Origin of the sequence: Kribbella sp. NPDC026611 (genome assembly GCF_040638345.1) — a bacterium.
Lineage (GTDB): Bacteria > Actinomycetota > Actinomycetes > Propionibacteriales > Kribbellaceae > Kribbella.
Genome location: NZ_JBEZYC010000002.1, coordinates 294,321 through 310,242, shown reverse-complemented (window position 1 = coordinate 310,242; position 15,922 = coordinate 294,321). Strand labels below are relative to the sequence as shown.

The following is a 15,922-nucleotide window of genomic DNA, read 5'->3' as shown; positions in this document are numbered from 1 at the left end:
CATCCAGTAGACGACGAATGGTGTCAGGAGGTAGCAGGCATGAGCACGACCGCCCCGGCCGACAGTCAGCCGCGTGCAGCCGCGACGCAGGAGCCTCTCGCAGGTGCCGACGGCTTCATCGAGACTTATTACCGCGACGGTGGCTGGCACTCGCGCCGGCACGACAGCGAGTCGCCGTTCTCCAGCGGCGAGGACGAGCTCGACCAGATCGCCCTCGGCTCGCAGGTGGCGCGCTGGAACCGGCTCCCACACATCGTCCGCACGACCACCGGCAGCATCGCCGAAGTCCTGGACGCCTGCTAGCCGCAGATGCGCCTGGTGGTCAGTTCGGCAGGCCTGGTGGTCAGTTCGGCAGGTGGTCAGTTGATGTCGAACTCGTTGCCTTCGGGGTCCTTCATTCCGACCGCGTAGTGGTCGAGACCTTCCTCGAAGGGTCCGGTGATGGTGGCGCCGAGGGCGGCGAGTCTGGCTGCCTCCGTGTCGACGCGCCGGATCCGGGTTTCGATGGGATCGGTCCAGTCACCGCTGGCGTGGATGTCCAGGTGCAGACGGTTCTTCACCACCTTGGTCTCCGACACGGCATGGAACCAGATGTCCGGACCACGCCCGTCCGGATCACGGATCCTGTCCGCGCCGTCGGTCAAGTCCTCCTCAGGCACACCCAGCCGCCGGTAGAAGTCCGTCCAGCTGGCAAACCCGGCCGGCGGCGGCGCCAACTCGTACCGCAGCGCCCCAGCCCAAAACCGAGCCAGCAAATCAGCATCACCACAATCAACCACCAACTGAAACGCCGCACCCATCAACGTCCCCTTCATCTGAAAGCCGTGCCCCCAGCATCCCCGCCACCACCGACAAAACCGGCTCACTCCCGGCCGCGAGGTACGCGGGCCGAGCCGCTCGAGTGGAGTTTGATGTTCGCGTAGGTCGACGGCCTCGGGGCGTTCATCGATGTCTTGACGGTTGTGGTGAGGCTCCGTAGCGTCGGAGGTGGGACAGTCTGTCCGGGGGTGAGGGCAGTGGACGGTGCTGTTGAGGTGGCCGGTCGGAGTACGTTGGCGTTGGCATGCCCAACGAGTCTGCTGGGCGTGGTTGCGACTCTCCGGGGCTGTCGCGGATGAACGGTGGGCCGGCAGTTCGGGCCTCGGTCGCGGATCCGGTGCGTGCGCCGGAGCGGCAGGCTTCGCGCGCCGGTAGCGAGTCCGCTCGCGCGCCTGGTCTGCCTGCGTCGGCGCTGGCGCTGCAGCGTAGGGCGGGTAACCGGGCTGTCACGTCGCTGTTGACGTCGAGTGGTGATTCGTTGGAGGCGCAGGCGGATCAGATCGCGGCGGGCGTCACCGGCGTACCGGAGTCGCCGGAGTCGTCGGAGTCGTCGGAGACGCGTTCGCCTGCCGGTCTCGACTCGGCGGTCGTCGGCGAGAGTACGGCGATCGACGTTGCGGGCGCTGTCGAGGCGGCTCGTCCTGGCGGTCGGCCGCTGCCGCCCGGCGTACGGGCGGGGTTCGAGGCGACTCTTGGTGCGGACCTGGGTGGGGTGCGGATCCATACCGACGAGTCCGCCGACCGGTTGAACCGGATGGTGAGCGCCGAGGCGTTCACGTCGGGCATGGATGTCTTCTTCCGCGACCGCCGGTACCGGCCGGAGACCGGCGCGGGCCAGATGCTGCTCGCGCACGAACTGGTGCACGTGCTTCAGCAAGGCAACACCAGGTCAGCGAACGTACTGCGCAAGCCGCGACGGCGCGCCGCCGATGAGATCGAGACGCTCGCGTACAGCGCCGACATACCGGCAAGTGTGCAGACGATGGAGGAAGTGTTCCGGATCTACGAACGGGTCGCCTTCGGCCGGGAGACGTACTCGACCTGGACCTGCGGCGATTGTGATGTCTCGAACCGCCGCGGTAAGAAGGTCCGCTTCCTGGTCGAGGTACGACGGGTCGAGGCGAGCGGGCGTCCCGAGGACAAGGAACGCCGGCAAGAGGCGAAGCAGAAGCTGCGCGACCTGCCCGGCGCCGAACGCTCGCAGATCCGCGACGAGGTGGACGCCCGGTACAAGAAGCTCACGGGTGCGAAGAGCACCAAGATCGGCACGACCGAGACCGGCAACGTCCGCACCTGGGAGAACCAGCTCGCCGGGGTGATGGACGAAGCCAAGAAACTCGAACAGCTCCCACCCGAGATCAAGGACCTGCTCACCAGCGGCGACACGCCGCTGCCGCCGAAGGACTACGCGGCGCTGCTGCGGATCGCGCAGAAGCTCGGCACGCTGTCGAAGGAAGACCTGGCTGCCTTCAAGCTGCTGGCCGTTCGAGCAACAACGAACATGAACCTGTTCGAACGATCGGTCGACCTGTTCATCGATCGTAAAGCCGAGCTGGTGAAAGCGCTGCAGGCGCAGCAGCAACAGCAGGCCGCCGACAAGGACTCGCTGCAGGCCGCGCTCGACGAGCGCCTGAAGACCCTCGACGATCAGGCGCTGGCCACGATGTCCGAGGACGACCGGTACGTCGCCGCCCGCCAGATGGCGACGGAGCTGACCGTGGCCCAGCTGAAGTACATGAAGGATCACCCGGGCAAGACGTTGAAGGACTTCGCCGAGTCAGCCACCTTGCTGAACACGCCCGACACGTTCAAGGCCATCGGCCAGGATCTCGCCGAGGTCGCCAACGGCGATGCGAACTCCTGGGCCCGGTGGGCCGCTGGGGCCGGCGCCGGCGCGAAGCTCTCCGGGTGGCTGCTGGCGCTCGCCGGGATCGTATACGTCGCCTCGTGGCTGACCGGGGTCGGCGAGCTGGCCACGATCGCGGTCGGCGCCATGGCGCTGCTCGGTACGACGGTCACGCTATCGGCGGTGGAGGCCGATCTGCGGATCAAGGCCGCGTCGCAGGCGAAGTACCCGGCCGAGTTCAAGCGCCAGGTCCAGGCGGCGGCAGCGGCGCAGACGAACGTGATCATGGCGGTCGGGATGATCGTTGTCGCCGCCGTACTGCACGTCACCGCGAAGGCTGCGTTCCCGAAGACCATGCAGAAGATGACGCGGTCGCTCGCCGTACTCCGGGAACGTGTTCGGTTGAAGGGTTCTGTTCATGCGCTCAAACCGTCGATCACGAGCGAGCTGGGCGGGTACCGCGCCGAGGTCGTCGCGGAGTGCGAGGCGGCGAAGGCCAATGGGGCCGCACTGGCCAAGGAGGTAGCTGGGCTCAGCACGGACGAGTTCATCCAGCGCTTGAAGTCGGGCAATGGGGACTTCCTGGATCAGAGCCGGGCTCCGAAGGACCAGCAGGTCGACTACGCGGAACTGGCCAAGTCACCGGAGGGCCGGGCCGGTATCGAGCAGTACCGCAAGCGGCTGGCTGACGCCCTCGCCCAGGACGTGCCCGCCGAGATGGATGCCCTGCGCAACGAGTACGTCGGCCGCATCGACAAGTTCGTCACCGACGTCGAGGCCGCACTGACCCACGAAGACCTGCGCACCGCCATCGAGTCCTTCGAACCGACGGTGGCCGAAGAGAACATGCGCACCTACCTGCAGACCAGACAGCAAGCAGTGACAGCCGCCAAAATAGCCCAAGCCCAAACAGCCCTAGAACAACAAGCCCGACAACAAGCCAACCCCACCCCACCACCCCACAACCCAACCCCCACCCAACCCACCCCCACCTCCAGCCCCCCACCCCCTCACCACACCCCAATCCCACCATCCACCACCGCACCCGCCCCAGCCCCCGAACCCACACCCACCACCGCACCTACCCCAGCCCCAGAGCCCACTCCCACCACCGGACCTGCTCCAACCCCCGAGCCTGCCCCAGTCCCCGAACCCACACCCACACCCACCACCGCACCTGCCCCAATCCCCGAACCCACACCCACCACAGAACCTGCCCCGAGCACTGAACCCACACCCACCACGGCAGCTTCTCCAACCCCCGAACCTGCCGCAGCCCCCGAGCCCACTCCCACCACAGGACCTGCCCCGACCACTGAGCCCGCTCCCACGACTGCACCTGCGCCGAGTGCCGAGCCTGCTCCCGCGACCGCACCTGCCCCCGCCGCCGAGCCCACTCACACAACCGCACCTGCCCCCGCCGCCGAGCCGACTCCCACGACCGAGCCCGCCACGGGTCCGGCGACGACTCCGGCACCGGTCGCCGAACCCACTCCAACCACCGAGCCCACGCGGACCACAGGGCCTGCGTCGGCCACCGGGCCTGCCGTAGCGCCTGAGCCCGCCGCAGCTACTCAGCCCACGTCGGCTGGACCGGCGGTCGAGTCCGCGCCAGCCGCGGGTCGCACGCCGCCTGCATCAGGTGCCGAGCCGGTGCCGACCACGGGGCCCGCGCCGACCAGCGGGCCTGCCGCAGCAGCTGAGCCCGCTACAGCCGCCAAGCCAGCGTCGCCTGGGGCGGCATCCGAGCGTGCGCCAACTGCAGAGCACCCGCCGGCATCGGGTGGCGAGTCCGCGCGAGCCGCGGGGCCCGCCGCGCCGACGACGGGGCCCGCGCCGAGTGGGGAGCTCGCGCCGACAACTGAGCCCGCGCCGGCGACCGAGCCCGGCCCGGCGACCGAGCCTGGCCCGGCGACCGAGCCTGCCTCCACGACCGAGCTTGGCCCCACAACCGAGGCTGGGGCTGGGGCGGAGGGTGGGGAGCGGGTGGGGTTGCCGCCTGGGGTGCGGTCGGGGCGGTTGCGGGTGCGGGCGTTGCGGTTGATTGAGCAGTTGCCGAAGGTGGATCGGGATCTTGTTTTGGCTGCGTTGCGGAAGCTGCCGGCGGCTGAGGCTGGGCGGGTTCTTAGTGAGATCGGGAAGCTTGATGACGCGTCTGCGCTTGCGGATGCGTTGGCGGAGCGGCGGCTGCCGGCTCCTGAGGTCAACCCGAGTGGGGGCCCGGAGCAACCAACCGGCGCGCTGGACGACCCGTCGAAGGTGCATCTCGGTGAGGACGAGCAGCTTCGGCAGATCGAGAACCGTCCGCCGGCGCGCGTCAGCGACCTGGAGGCGGGCGTCAGCCGCGGGGCACTGAAGGGCAGGATGATCAGAGCCGGCATGGCACCGGACTGGGCCGTCCGTCCGGGCGATTGGAACCCGCACCACCTGCTCCCGGTTTCCCTCGAGAACCACCCCGTGCTGGACACCCTGCGGGCGAACGGCGGCTGGGACAACAACGCCCCGCGCAACGGCATCGCGCTCCCGACCCGCGAGAACATCCCAGGCGCCGGCAAGCTCCCCGTGCACCAGTTGACGCCAGAGATCTACAGGGAAGCCAACATGCCAAGACCAAGCGCCGCAACGATGCGCGACCTGCAGGGCCACCCGATCTGGAACAGCGACGTCGAGGCCCGCCTCGACGCACTGAAACCACTCATGGAAAACCCAGTCGAGCTACGCGCAGCGGTAGAAGCCCTCATCGACGAGCTGCGCCGGAAGATAGAGTCCGGCGACCGATCCATCCTCTACTGAACCGCGCCACAACAGACCCGTCGCCGGTCCGGGAGCCGAGGTGTCAAGCTTCAGTGTTGCTCGGCGCCTCGGCGAGTGAGCGTTCGGAGTGGGTCGGTTGCCGGTCCACTTCATCTGAGGCCCAAGGAGGCGGTTGGCTGTCGAAGTGTGGGACCTTCGTCGGCGTGTCGGTCGCAGTTTTGTCACGGTTGCCGACACACTCGTGGATATGTCGAGCACCCGGTCTCGACGGCAGCTCGATCAGCACCACGGGGAAGCATGCGGTTCACCGAGCAGTTCAATGTCGCCCATCGGCTCAGCAGTGACGACTGGTTCGACCTCGAAACCATCGAAGACACGCCATTGTACGTCGATCCGTTCCTCGTCTTCGAGGACGACGATCCGTTCTGGTCAGCCTGCCACCAGGATCTGGTCGACTTCTTCTCGCTCGCACTTCGGTTCGTGAGGCTGTCCGAAGGGGATCGCAAGTCGCCCCATTGGCGGAAGGCGCAGCAGATGCTGACCTTCCCAGAGCCGAAGGAGTTTGCTTTCGGCTTGTCCATGGGCCATCCCGAGGGGTCCGGTACCGCTGATGACTTCGCGGATCGCATGGCCGACGCTCTCGATCTCCTGCGGCGCGACAGAGTGGACACGCTGCGGTACGTCGAGGCGTTCGTACTGTTCTGCAAGGGTCTCGGCGTCGATCGCATCAGCGACATGTTCTGCAACATCACCAAGGGGCGCTTCATCAGCTATACCCAGCAGGTGGTCGACCGCCACGGCCTCCCCACAGAGTCGGTGCTGGTAAGGCACCGTAGCTGGAGCAGAAAGTCAGGTCGCTGGGACGACGGTCGTGTTGCGTTGCCCAGGAGCCCGGCTTTCAACGGTGGCGTGCTGCTCTGCCCGGACCGGTTCCTGAAGGACATCCCGCGGGTGACGGCAGATGGCTTCTGGTCATGGGCTGAGACGAATGAAGCGAGCATGCTGCGGTTCGACCTCAACTACGACCTGAGCCAAAGCCTGACGAAGGCCGAGAAGACGGCCGCCGGGCGCGAGGTTGCGCGTGCCCGCCCGAATCTAGCGCTTGCGTACGTAGACAAGGTGGCAGATGAGGATCACCTGCCGTACAACGTCCTGACCGACCCCCAGTTGCTGGTTGGATGGGCAGAAGCCGGACGCGACGCCGCGCAAGGTCGACCGCGGCTGATGACACCCGAGTCGGCGGATGACTTTTACTCGTGGGTCGGCGTTCTCATGAACGGGTTCAAGCACGCGGTCGAGCAAACGGATCTCTGGAAGACACTTTGGAACGACGACTACACCCGACCTCGCCAGGAGAAGATCGTCCAGGCCATCGCCTCAATGATGTGGCAGACCCAGTGCCAGGCTGCCGGAGTCGACCTGTCCCGGGAGGTCAACATTGGACGGGGTCCGGTTGACTTCAAGTTCTCGGCCGGCTGGCACCGACGGGCGTTGACCGAGGTGAAGCTCATCAAGAGCAGTGGGTTCTTCACCGGTGCATCGAAGCAGCTGCCGCAGTACCTCGAGTCGGAGCAGATCGAGTTCGGCTACTACCTGTGCGTCGGCTTCACGGATCTCGACTTCGGGGACGAGCGTCTCGGTCGCGTCCGCGATACGTGCTCCGCGATCGCGGAGAAGAAGGGCGTGACGATGACACCGGTCTTCGTGGACGCTCGGGTGAACAACAAGACGTCGGCCTCGAAGCAGACAGAGTCGGACGACGACGAGTAGAGCGGCGCCTATGGGGGGCGATGCGGCAGGCGTGGCGGGCGGCTGGTACGGCGAAGGTGAGGGTGGGGATAGACCAGAGCAGAAGGACCAGCGAACAGCATTAGCGCCAGGTGGAAGGCGATGACGGCGAGGTGGCGGGTCTTGCGCAAGAGGGTTGCAATGGTCAGCTCGGCGGCGGCCAGGAGGAGTGCGCACTGGGTCGGGTGAGCCACGAAGATCTGTTGGCGGGCGTCGTGGGTCCAGTCGAAGAACGCGGCGTCGGCGAAGCCGGATACGAACCGGGGTAGTCAGGGCGAGGAGGACGCAGGCGCCTAAGCCGAACAAAGCGTGAAATTCCAGTGGATTGTGCGCCAGATGGTTGCTGGAGGCATCTGGGTGGCGCGGCCGTCAATGTCAGCGACCGCCGGCGGTAGCCGGGATGATGGCGACCGGGGAGTCGGCGTGGTGGAGGACGGTTTGGCTGACCGAGCCGAGGAGCATGCCGGCGAAGCCGCCCCGGCCGCGGGCGCCGAGCACGATCAGGGCGGCGTCGGCCGCGAGGCGGAGGAGGTGCTCGGCGGGGTGGCCGGTGATCTCGACGAGTTCGGTGTCGTGGCCGTGCAGCTTGTATACGGCGTCGCGTAGCTCGGACTCTGTGAGGTGGTGCAGGTCGGTGCCGGCCGGTTGCGCGGCGACGACCCGTACGGCGAGGTTGTGCCGGCGGGCGTAGGCGAGCCCGAAGTACAGGGCGTTGTCGCTGCCCGGCGAACCGTCGTACCCGATCACGACCCGGGCGCCGGTTGGCGAGAGGTCGGGCCGGACGACGACGACCGGGCAGTGCGCGTTCGCGGCGAGATCGAGGCCGGTGGAGCCGACCATCGACCCGACGATCAGGCCGAGTCCGCGGCTGCCGATGACGATCAGTTGCGCGTCGCCGGAGGCCTTGACCAGGATCGAGGACGGAGCACCGACCTCGACGTCGGCGTGGACGACCAGCTCGGGTACGGCGTCGCGGGCGACCGAGACGGCGGTGCCGAGGTCGGCGGCGGGTGGCGGGGCACCCGGTGAGACCGCATGGACCAGGCGCAAGGGGGCGTCGAGTGTGGCAGCCTCGGCGGCGGCCCACCTGATGGCTACCTGGGACGCCGCTGAGCCGTCGATGCCGACCACGACGGGTTGATGATTCATGCCGGCCTCCTCGACGCGACGCGGGACTCGCGCTCGATCGATCACGTTCGATCAATCGCGTTCGACCGATCTCGTTCGAGCATCGGTGGTGGAGGTGATCGTCCGCACCGGCCGATTGTCCCTGCGGCGCGGGACCTTCGACTCTCAGTCGCGCAGCTCGGCGGCGTGATCGGGGACCTGGGTCTGCATGTCGCGCGGGGTGCGTTCGTAGCCTTTCGACGGTGGCCGGGGCGGCAGGTCGAGCGGGCGCCGCTGCACCTCGTGGTACGGGATGGTCGACAGCAGGTGGGCGATCATGTTGATCCGGGCGGAGCGTTTGTCCTCGCTCTCCACGACGTACCAGGGCGCTTCGGGGATGTCGGTATGCACGAACATCTCGTCCTTGGCGCGGGAGTACTCCTCCCAGCGAGTGATCGACTCCAGGTCCATCGGCGACAGCTTCCACCGGCGCATCGGGTCCTCGAGCCGGCTGCGGAAGCGGTTCTCCTGCTCGCTGTCGCTGACCGAGAACCAGTACTTGCGCAGCAGTACGCCGTCCTCGACCAGCAGCCGCTCGAAGATCGGGCACTGGTGCAGGAACCGCGCGTACTCCTGCCCGGTACAGAACCCCATCACGCGTTCGACCCCGGCCCGGTTGTACCAGCTCCGGTCGAAGAGCGCGATCTCGCCGGCCGCCGGCAGGTGCTCGACGTACCGCTGGAAGTACCACTCGGACCGCTCCCGCTCGGTCGGCGCCGGCAGCGCCACGATCCGCGCGACGCGAGGGTTGAGGTACTCCGTCACCCGCTTGATCGTGCTGCCCTTGCCGGCGGCGTCGCGGCCCTCGAAGACCACCACCACGCGCGCACCTTCCGCGCGCACCCACTCCTGCAGCTTCACCAGCTCGGCCTGCAGCCGCAGCAACTCCCGCTCATACACCTTCTTCGCCAACCGCTTCATCCCTGCACGATCCCCCATCCGCCCTCCAGATCCCAGCGCTCACGGACAGACCTTTCGGCCGTACTCAGCCGGGCGATGCCCGCGGAGGATGGGTCGCGACGGAGCCGAAGGGGGGACCTTCGGCCCTGCAACCGACCCCGGGCGTGGGGCTGGAATGAGAGTGACGGAAACAGTGGAGCAGCGGGACAGGAGGAGTGATGAACAGCGAGTACGTCGTTCCGCTCGAGGGCGAGGTGGATCCGGCCCAGGCCGGGGTGAAGAACGCGCAGCTGGACGGGATCTGGGTTCCGAAGGGGTTCGTGGTGACCGCCGCGGCGTACCAGGAGTTCGTCCGCGACGCCGGGCTGGGCCCGGTGATCGCGCAGGCGGTCCGGCGGTACCGGGCGGGTCGCGACGTGGTCGTCGCCGCAGCCGAGGTTCGGTCGGCGTTCCGCGACGCATCTGTCCCGCCGGCGGTGACCCGCGAGATTCTGGCTGCCTACGACGAGCTGGGCGGCGAGGGCACGGACGTCGCGGTTCGCTGCAGTCCGGTGTCGCTGCCGGACGGGCAGCAGGGCGAGGTCTTCCGACACCTGCGCACCGGTGCGGACGTCGTCGCTGCCTGCCGCCGGTGCTTCGCGTCGCTGTTCGGGTCGGTTGCCTTCGGCAAGCGAGAGGCCAACGGCGAGGACCACCTGAAGGCGGTCATGCAGGTCACCGTGCAACGCATGATCCGCGCCGACCTCGGCGCCTCGGGCACGGTCCGCGGCGAGAGCACCGTCCTCCGCGCCCGCGCGACCTGGGGTCTGGGGGGCTCACCTGCCGACGACGCCGGCCAGTACTCCGTGCACCCGGGCGCCCGGCCGATGATCGTCAAGCACCGCGGCGCGAAGGCAACGAAGACCGTGTACGACGACCGCCGGGGACGCAGGTCGTACCCACGACCGTCGGCGAGCGGTCCAGCCTGGCTCTGACCGACGCCGAGATCGAGGAGCTGGCCCGCTGATCGGTCGTTCGCCGCGCTGAGGAGTCATGATGCGTTACCTGCTGGCAGTTGCCGACGTGATGACCAAGGACGTGGTCACGGTTGCGGCGGATGCGCCGTTCAAGTCGATTGTCGAGACGCTGGCCGAGCATCGGATCAGCGGAGTACCTGTGCGCGATGGGTACGGCGGAGTCGCCGGCATCGTGTCCGAGACCGACCTGCTGCATAAAGACGAAGGCCGACGGACGTGGCGTCGGAGGACCCGAGCGAACGGCGGGGCGCTGACCGCTCGTCAGCTGATGACGAGTCCGGTGGTGACCGTGGAAGGTGGTTGCACGCTCGACGAGGCCGCTCGGTTGATGGCGGCGCGCAGGATCACCCGGCTGGTCGTGCTGGACGGCGACGAGCTGACCGGCATCGTGACGGGGTCGGACCTGCTGCGCGCTTTCACCGCGCCGGACGAGGAAATCCTGGCCCGGGTACGCCGGGACATCGTCGACCGCCAGCTGTGGGACGACCCGTTCGCGGTCGAGGTGTCCGTTCGGGACGGCGTCGCGATGCTGACCGGCGAGGTCGAGAAGCGCAGTACCGCGGTCTTCGCCGAGGTATTGATCGGCGGCGTCGACGGTGTGGCCGGCGTCCGGAGCACGCTGTCCTGGCTCGTGGACGACACCGCACCCGCACCGGGCGCGATCTTCTCCTAAGAAACCACCTCGGGAAGCTGGAACGGGTAGGCCGCTCGGCGCTGACGGGTCAGCCTGCGTGTACGACGGCGACCGGGCAGGTCGAGTGGTGTAGCAGGCCGCGGGCGACGGGCCCGAGTCGCAGGTCTGAGAATGCGGTGCGGCCGACGCCGCCGACGACGATCAGGTCGGCTGACTTGGACTCGTGGGCGAGGACCAGGACCGGGTGGTCGGTCACGCCGCGCTGCCGGACCGGTACCTCAGGGTACTTCGCTGCCCAGCCGTCGAGGGTCTGGGCGAGGAGCTCGTCGGCCTCGTCGGCCCAGGGCTGCCGGAGCCGCACCCGACCGACGGCCTGCGGGCTGCAGTCGTTCGGGTCGATCCACGGGTCCTGGTTGCTCTCGCGGACCTCGATCGCGTGCACACCGTGCAGCTCCGCATTCGTCGCGGCAGCCAGCTGGAACCCGAACCGCAGGGCCTCCTGACCCTCCGCCGATCCGTCGACACCGACCACGATGCGCCCGTGCGGCGGGCAGGCAGGGTCCCAGGTGTCCGGGACAACGATCAGCGGGATGTCGGTGCTGAGCGCCGTACACACCTGTGACGTCGAGCCGAGGACCAACTCTGCGAATCCGCCCAGCCCGCGGCGACCGACGACGAGCGCCTGGGCCTCCTCGGCCAGCTCGAGCAGCACGTTGGCCGGGTGCCCGTGCCGTACCTCGAGGGACGCGTCCGTGAAGCCGAGCCGCTCGAGCTCGTCGCGGGCTTCCTCCAGAACCTGGCTGCCGTCGTCCGGCCAGAGTGGCGTGACGGACGGCTTGTGCAGGTACTCGTCCATCACGTGTAAGACGTGCAGCGGCGCGTGCTGCAGCGTGGCGTATGACGCTGCCCAGATCAGCGCGACCAGACCGTCACGGGATCCGTCGATTCCTACCAGCACCGGCAGTTTCGCAGACATGGCACCTCCTGAGACACCTCCAGTCAAGGACAAGTGCCGTCGCCCGGCCAGGGCCGAAGGTCCCGGCCGGAGGTGTCCTGAAGGTCATCCCTCTCCGACAAAGGATGGAGTTAGCGCACCACCAAGGTCGCCGTCACCTGATGGCTCAGCGATCCACTGGTGGCGGTGAGCTTGAGGGTGAAGGTACCTCTCGTGGTGGTCGAGGTCGTCCTGACCTTGAGGCTCGCGCTGCCTGGAGCGACGATCGGGTTGCCGGTCCAGCTGGCTGACGCGCCGGCAGGCAGCCCGGCGACCTTCAGTGCGACCGAACCGGTGAAACCGCCGATCGAGCTGACCGCGATGGTGTACGTCGCTGTCTGTCCGCGAATGACCGAGGCCGACGACGGGCTGATGCTGATGCCGAAGTCAGGCCTGGTGACCGTCAGCGTCACGCCGACCGAGTGGCTCAGCGCACCGCTCGAGGCCGTCACCGTCAGCGGATAGGTACCGGCGGGTGCCGTCCCGACCGTCGTGATCGACAGCTGCGAGGTCCCGCTGCCATGGATTGTCGCCGGACTCACCGTGGCCGTTCCAACGTTGGCCGGCAAGCCAGTCGCTGTCAGAGACACGTCTGCCGCGAAGCCGTTGCTAGGACTGACCGACAGTGTGTACGTCGTCGACGAGCCGGCAGTCACGGTTCGCGTGAGGGGTGTCGCGGTCAGCGCGTAGTCGGGCGATGAAACGACAGTCAAGGAAGCGGTTGCCGTATGACTGACCGAACCGCTCGTGCCGGTGACGACGAGCGACGTTGTGCCTGGCGTCGTCGGCGCCGTGACCGTCAGCGTGGCCGTCCCCGCGCCGCCGGCCACTACCGGCGGGCTGAAGCTTCCTGCGAGCCCACCGAGCGACAAGGCAACGTCCCCAGTGAATCCGCCGGAGTTCGAGACCGTGACCGCGTATGTCGCCGTCCCGCCGGGCTGCACAGTGACGGACGCCGGTGTCACGGCCACACCGAAGTCGGGGGTGTTCCGCAACCAGTTGTACGACGCCAGCACGTCGAGCCGGCCGGATCCGTAGTCGTTGTCCGGTCCGGTGACGCCGAGATCCGTCGCGCCCGCCTGAAGCGCCGCCTGCTGCCGGTCCGCGCTGAGCCCAGGCATTGCCTGGAGCAGTAAGGCGAGTGCCCCGCTGACGTGTGGTGCCGCCAACGAGGTACCGGACACGTCGAGGTAACCGCCGTACAGGTCGGTGGTCCGGATATCAATGCCTGGGGCAACTAGGTGTGGATAGGCCGTCTGCGTGCAGGCCGACGGTCCGCGACTGCTGTACGGGTCGATCAGGCCGTTGCCGTCGACCGAGCCGACCGCGAGAGCCTCCGGGTTGTTCGCGGGGCTGGCCGAGGTGCCGGTCGTCGGACCGTAGTTGCCGGCTGCGAAGACCGGGAGGATGCCGGCGGCGCGGAGGTTCCGCAGGTCCGGCTGGAACTCGAGGCTGCAGCTGCCCGCGCTCATCGTCCACGAGTTGTTCACCACGTTCGGCGCGTCGGCTGTCGCCGGGTTCCCGTCGGGGTCGAGCAGCCACTGGTAGCCGAGATGGATCGCCGTCGACGAGGCCTGTCCGCGGTCGTTGAACATCTTCACCGCGATCCACCGCGCGTCGGGCGCGACGCCGATCGACGTACCGCCGCCGTCGCCGCCAACCATCACGCCCGTGGTCTGCGTGCCGTGGCCGAGCAGGTCGACCGGCCCACCCGGATGCTGCCCGTTCGGGTCGTACCAGCTGTTGCTTCCGCCCCGCCAGCGCGCGGCCAGCTCGGGATGGCTGATGTCCACGCCGGTGTCCATCGACGCCACCACCATGCCCTGACCGCGGTACCCGAGGTCCCACAACGCGGGTGCGTTGACCTGGGCAACGTTCGGCTCGACCGCAGACGCGAGGTCCGTGGCCGGAGCCTCGACGGTCGTGCTCGGCCGAACCTCGGCGACGTCGGCGCGGTGAGCGAGCTCCACGGCCACGCTCGCGCGGACGCGGGCACCGATCGCGTTGGTGATCCACAGCGGTACGACCGACATCACGCGGCCCTCCCGCAGGCGTGCCGCCAGCAGGTCGCGAGCGCCGCGCTGGGTCAGGTCTGCATGGTCCCGCAACACCTTCTCGACCCGGCGGAGCCGCTCGCGCCGGTCCGGCGTCGCGACCTGCGGTGCGGTCTGCGACTTCATCACGACGATGACGTCCACGAACGGATCGGGCGTCGGCGCACCGATCGACGAGCCAGGTAACGCGAGCGATGTGAGCAGAGCGATCGCAACAGACCTCATCGTGCACCTCCGGGACGTCGGACAAGCCACCAGGCACAGACAGCGATACCGATCTCCAGCAAGGCCAGGGCCGCGCCGTCGACGTACGGTGCCAGTCGCCGCCCGGGCGCGGACCGCGCCGCGGGAGACGACACCTGCCAGTCGATCGGTACGGCGTACTCCTGCCCGCCGCGATGCAGAACGGCGACCATCCGTACGGCGCCCGTCGAGTCCGCCCGGTACGTTGCGAAGTACCGCGCACCGGTCAGGTGCTGCAACCGGGTCGTCTGGTCGCCGATGCGGAGGTCGACGCTGTCGAGTGGCGCCGGCGCCGGTCGGCGACTGCTGTCCGCGAGAACGGTCAACCAGTTCACCCCTGGCTGGTTCGGAGTCGCCGACACCGTCACGACCAGGTCCTGCACGAAGCCGCTCCGCGTAACCTCCGGCGGCGCCGTTGCCGAGGTCGTAGATGGTGGCGCCTGACCGACGAGCGCAGCGACCGCGACCAGCAGCACCGCACCGACCGAGCTCTCGGCCACGATGGTTCTGCGCGGTACAGACCGTCGACGCAGGCGCCATGCGTTGAGCAACCCCAGAGCTCCCATGCCCACCAGGAGTGCCGTCTTCAGCAACAGCAGCTGTCCGTACGTCCCGGTGACCAGAGATCCGATCGTCGCGACCTCTCGGCCCGCGCTGTAGAGCCCGGTCACCAGCACGAGTAGGACGCTGCCGGCCGCCAGGACCGAGAAGCGTCTGATCACCTCGGCACGCGGTCCCCGCCACAGGACGACCAGCAGAGCCGGAATCGCACCGAGCCAGAGAAGTCCCGCAAAGGCGTGCACCGCAGTGGCGGCGAGTGCAAAGGTCCGGGCTGACGGCAGGGCCGCGGCATGGTTGCCCAAGGCCTCGAGCCACATCAGCACGCCGACAGGCGCCAAGAGCAGCGCGGCCGGCACCCGCCGAGCGATTGCCAGACCGATCAGACCGCACAACACGAGCAGGGTGAGCAGCCAGAATCCCGAGTGATGCAGAGCGATGGCAACGACCGCACTGCCCAGCGAACCGAGGAGCAGCCGGCGTCGCGGCCCAACCGGTGCGCGGAGGACGAAGACCACGAGCGAGATCGGACCCACCACACCTGCCAGCGCGACCAGCCACACCCACCGCCGAACCAGGCCACCCGAACCATCGGACGCGACCCGCACCGATGCGCCGGCGCGTCCGATCGAGAACGTGACTGTCCCGCTCGTCGTGTGGCCGTCCCGCGCCGAGACCGCTTCCCAGAGCAGCCCGTAGGATCCCTCGGCCAACCTGGGCAGCTCCGCCGCGACCGTCCGCGGATCACCGCTCCCACGGACCGGCTGCACGCCTGGCAGCGTCACCCCGTGCGCGTCGACGAGTCGCGCCGTACTCCGGGATGCGTCGATGTCACCGCTGAACCAGAGCCGGACCAGGCCCGGGGACTCGGCGAGGACGGCGCCGTCGGCCGGGTCGGACCGGACCAGTTCGGTGTGCGCGGACGCGACCGACGGCAGCGCGCAGAGGAAGAGCACGCCGGTCAGGATCAGCACACAACGGCGCCACACAGGCTTCCCCTCCCCGTCGGCGCCGGGTCACCGCGCCGACACTCCCGACGATAGGAAGCGCGGCCGGGCACCGTCCGGTTCATGACGCGACGGTCATCTGATGACCGGACCGTCATCTTGGTCAGCGGTGCCGGATGACCGCCGGATGACCTGCGGATGA

Annotated in this window: 11 protein-coding genes; 5 read left to right on the top strand and 6 right to left on the bottom strand. The window is 68.4% G+C overall.

Annotated features, from left to right (window positions below; translation table 11 throughout):
* Positions 1–39: 39 nt before the first annotated feature.
* On the top strand, positions 40–303 hold the full coding sequence (locus AB0E69_RS07570; protein ID WP_360141233.1) for a hypothetical protein: 264 nt from the start codon (positions 40–42) through the stop codon (positions 301–303).
* A 56-nt stretch (positions 304–359) separates the two neighbouring features.
* Here the strand turns inward: AB0E69_RS07570 and AB0E69_RS07565 are convergent, their stop codons facing one another.
* Positions 360–815, bottom strand: a complete 456-nt coding sequence (locus AB0E69_RS07565) for a VOC family protein (protein WP_360141230.1) — start codon at positions 813–815, stop codon at positions 360–362.
* Between the two features lie 482 nt (positions 816–1,297).
* Here AB0E69_RS07565 and AB0E69_RS07560 point away from each other — a divergent pair, with 482 nt between their 5' ends.
* Together AB0E69_RS07560 and AB0E69_RS07555 are read left to right on the top strand one after the other, a co-directional pair.
* Positions 1,298–5,458: a DUF4157 domain-containing protein gene (locus AB0E69_RS07560; protein ID WP_360141227.1), complete on the top strand. Its 4,161-nt coding sequence runs from the start codon at positions 1,298–1,300 to the stop codon at positions 5,456–5,458.
* Between the two features lie 258 nt (positions 5,459–5,716).
* The gene (locus tag AB0E69_RS07555) at positions 5,717–7,189 is read left to right on the top strand and encodes a hypothetical protein (protein ID WP_360141224.1); all 1,473 of its coding nucleotides are present in this window, start codon (positions 5,717–5,719) and stop codon (positions 7,187–7,189) included.
* Positions 7,190–7,582: 393 nt separating this feature from the next.
* On the opposite strand, the gene AB0E69_RS07550 is transcribed toward AB0E69_RS07555, so the two are convergent.
* A complete protein-coding gene (locus tag AB0E69_RS07550) occupies positions 7,583–8,356 on the bottom strand; it encodes a universal stress protein (protein WP_360141221.1) in 774 nt (257 codons plus the stop codon).
* Positions 8,357–8,500: 144 nt separating this feature from the next.
* Entirely contained in the window at positions 8,501–9,313 is an 813-nt protein-coding gene (gene ppk2 / locus AB0E69_RS07545) for a polyphosphate kinase 2 (protein ID WP_360141218.1), read from the bottom strand.
* Positions 9,314–9,492: 179 nt separating this feature from the next.
* Here ppk2 and AB0E69_RS07540 point away from each other — a divergent pair, with 179 nt between their 5' ends.
* Together AB0E69_RS07540 and AB0E69_RS07535 are read left to right on the top strand one after the other, a co-directional pair.
* On the top strand, positions 9,493–10,248 hold the full coding sequence (locus AB0E69_RS07540; protein WP_360141215.1) for a PEP/pyruvate-binding domain-containing protein: 756 nt from the start codon (positions 9,493–9,495) through the stop codon (positions 10,246–10,248).
* 61 nt (positions 10,249–10,309) lie between these two features.
* On the top strand, positions 10,310–10,963 hold the full coding sequence (locus AB0E69_RS07535; RefSeq protein WP_360141212.1) for a CBS domain-containing protein: 654 nt from the start codon (positions 10,310–10,312) through the stop codon (positions 10,961–10,963).
* Between the two features lie 49 nt (positions 10,964–11,012).
* On the opposite strand, the gene AB0E69_RS07530 is transcribed toward AB0E69_RS07535, so the two are convergent.
* The 3 genes from AB0E69_RS07530 to AB0E69_RS07520 form a co-directional block, all read right to left on the bottom strand.
* Entirely contained in the window at positions 11,013–11,900 is an 888-nt protein-coding gene (locus tag AB0E69_RS07530) for a universal stress protein (protein ID WP_360141209.1), read from the bottom strand.
* 110 nt (positions 11,901–12,010) lie between these two features.
* On the bottom strand, positions 12,011–14,197 hold the full coding sequence (locus AB0E69_RS07525) for a S8 family serine peptidase (RefSeq protein ID WP_360141206.1): 2,187 nt from the start codon (positions 14,195–14,197) through the stop codon (positions 12,011–12,013).
* Positions 14,194–15,762, bottom strand: coding sequence for a copper resistance protein CopC (locus tag AB0E69_RS07520; RefSeq protein ID WP_360141203.1), 1,569 nt, complete (start codon positions 15,760–15,762; stop codon positions 14,194–14,196). Before AB0E69_RS07520 ends, AB0E69_RS07525 begins: the two co-directional genes overlap by 4 nt.
* Between the last annotated feature and the right edge of the window lie 160 nt (positions 15,763–15,922).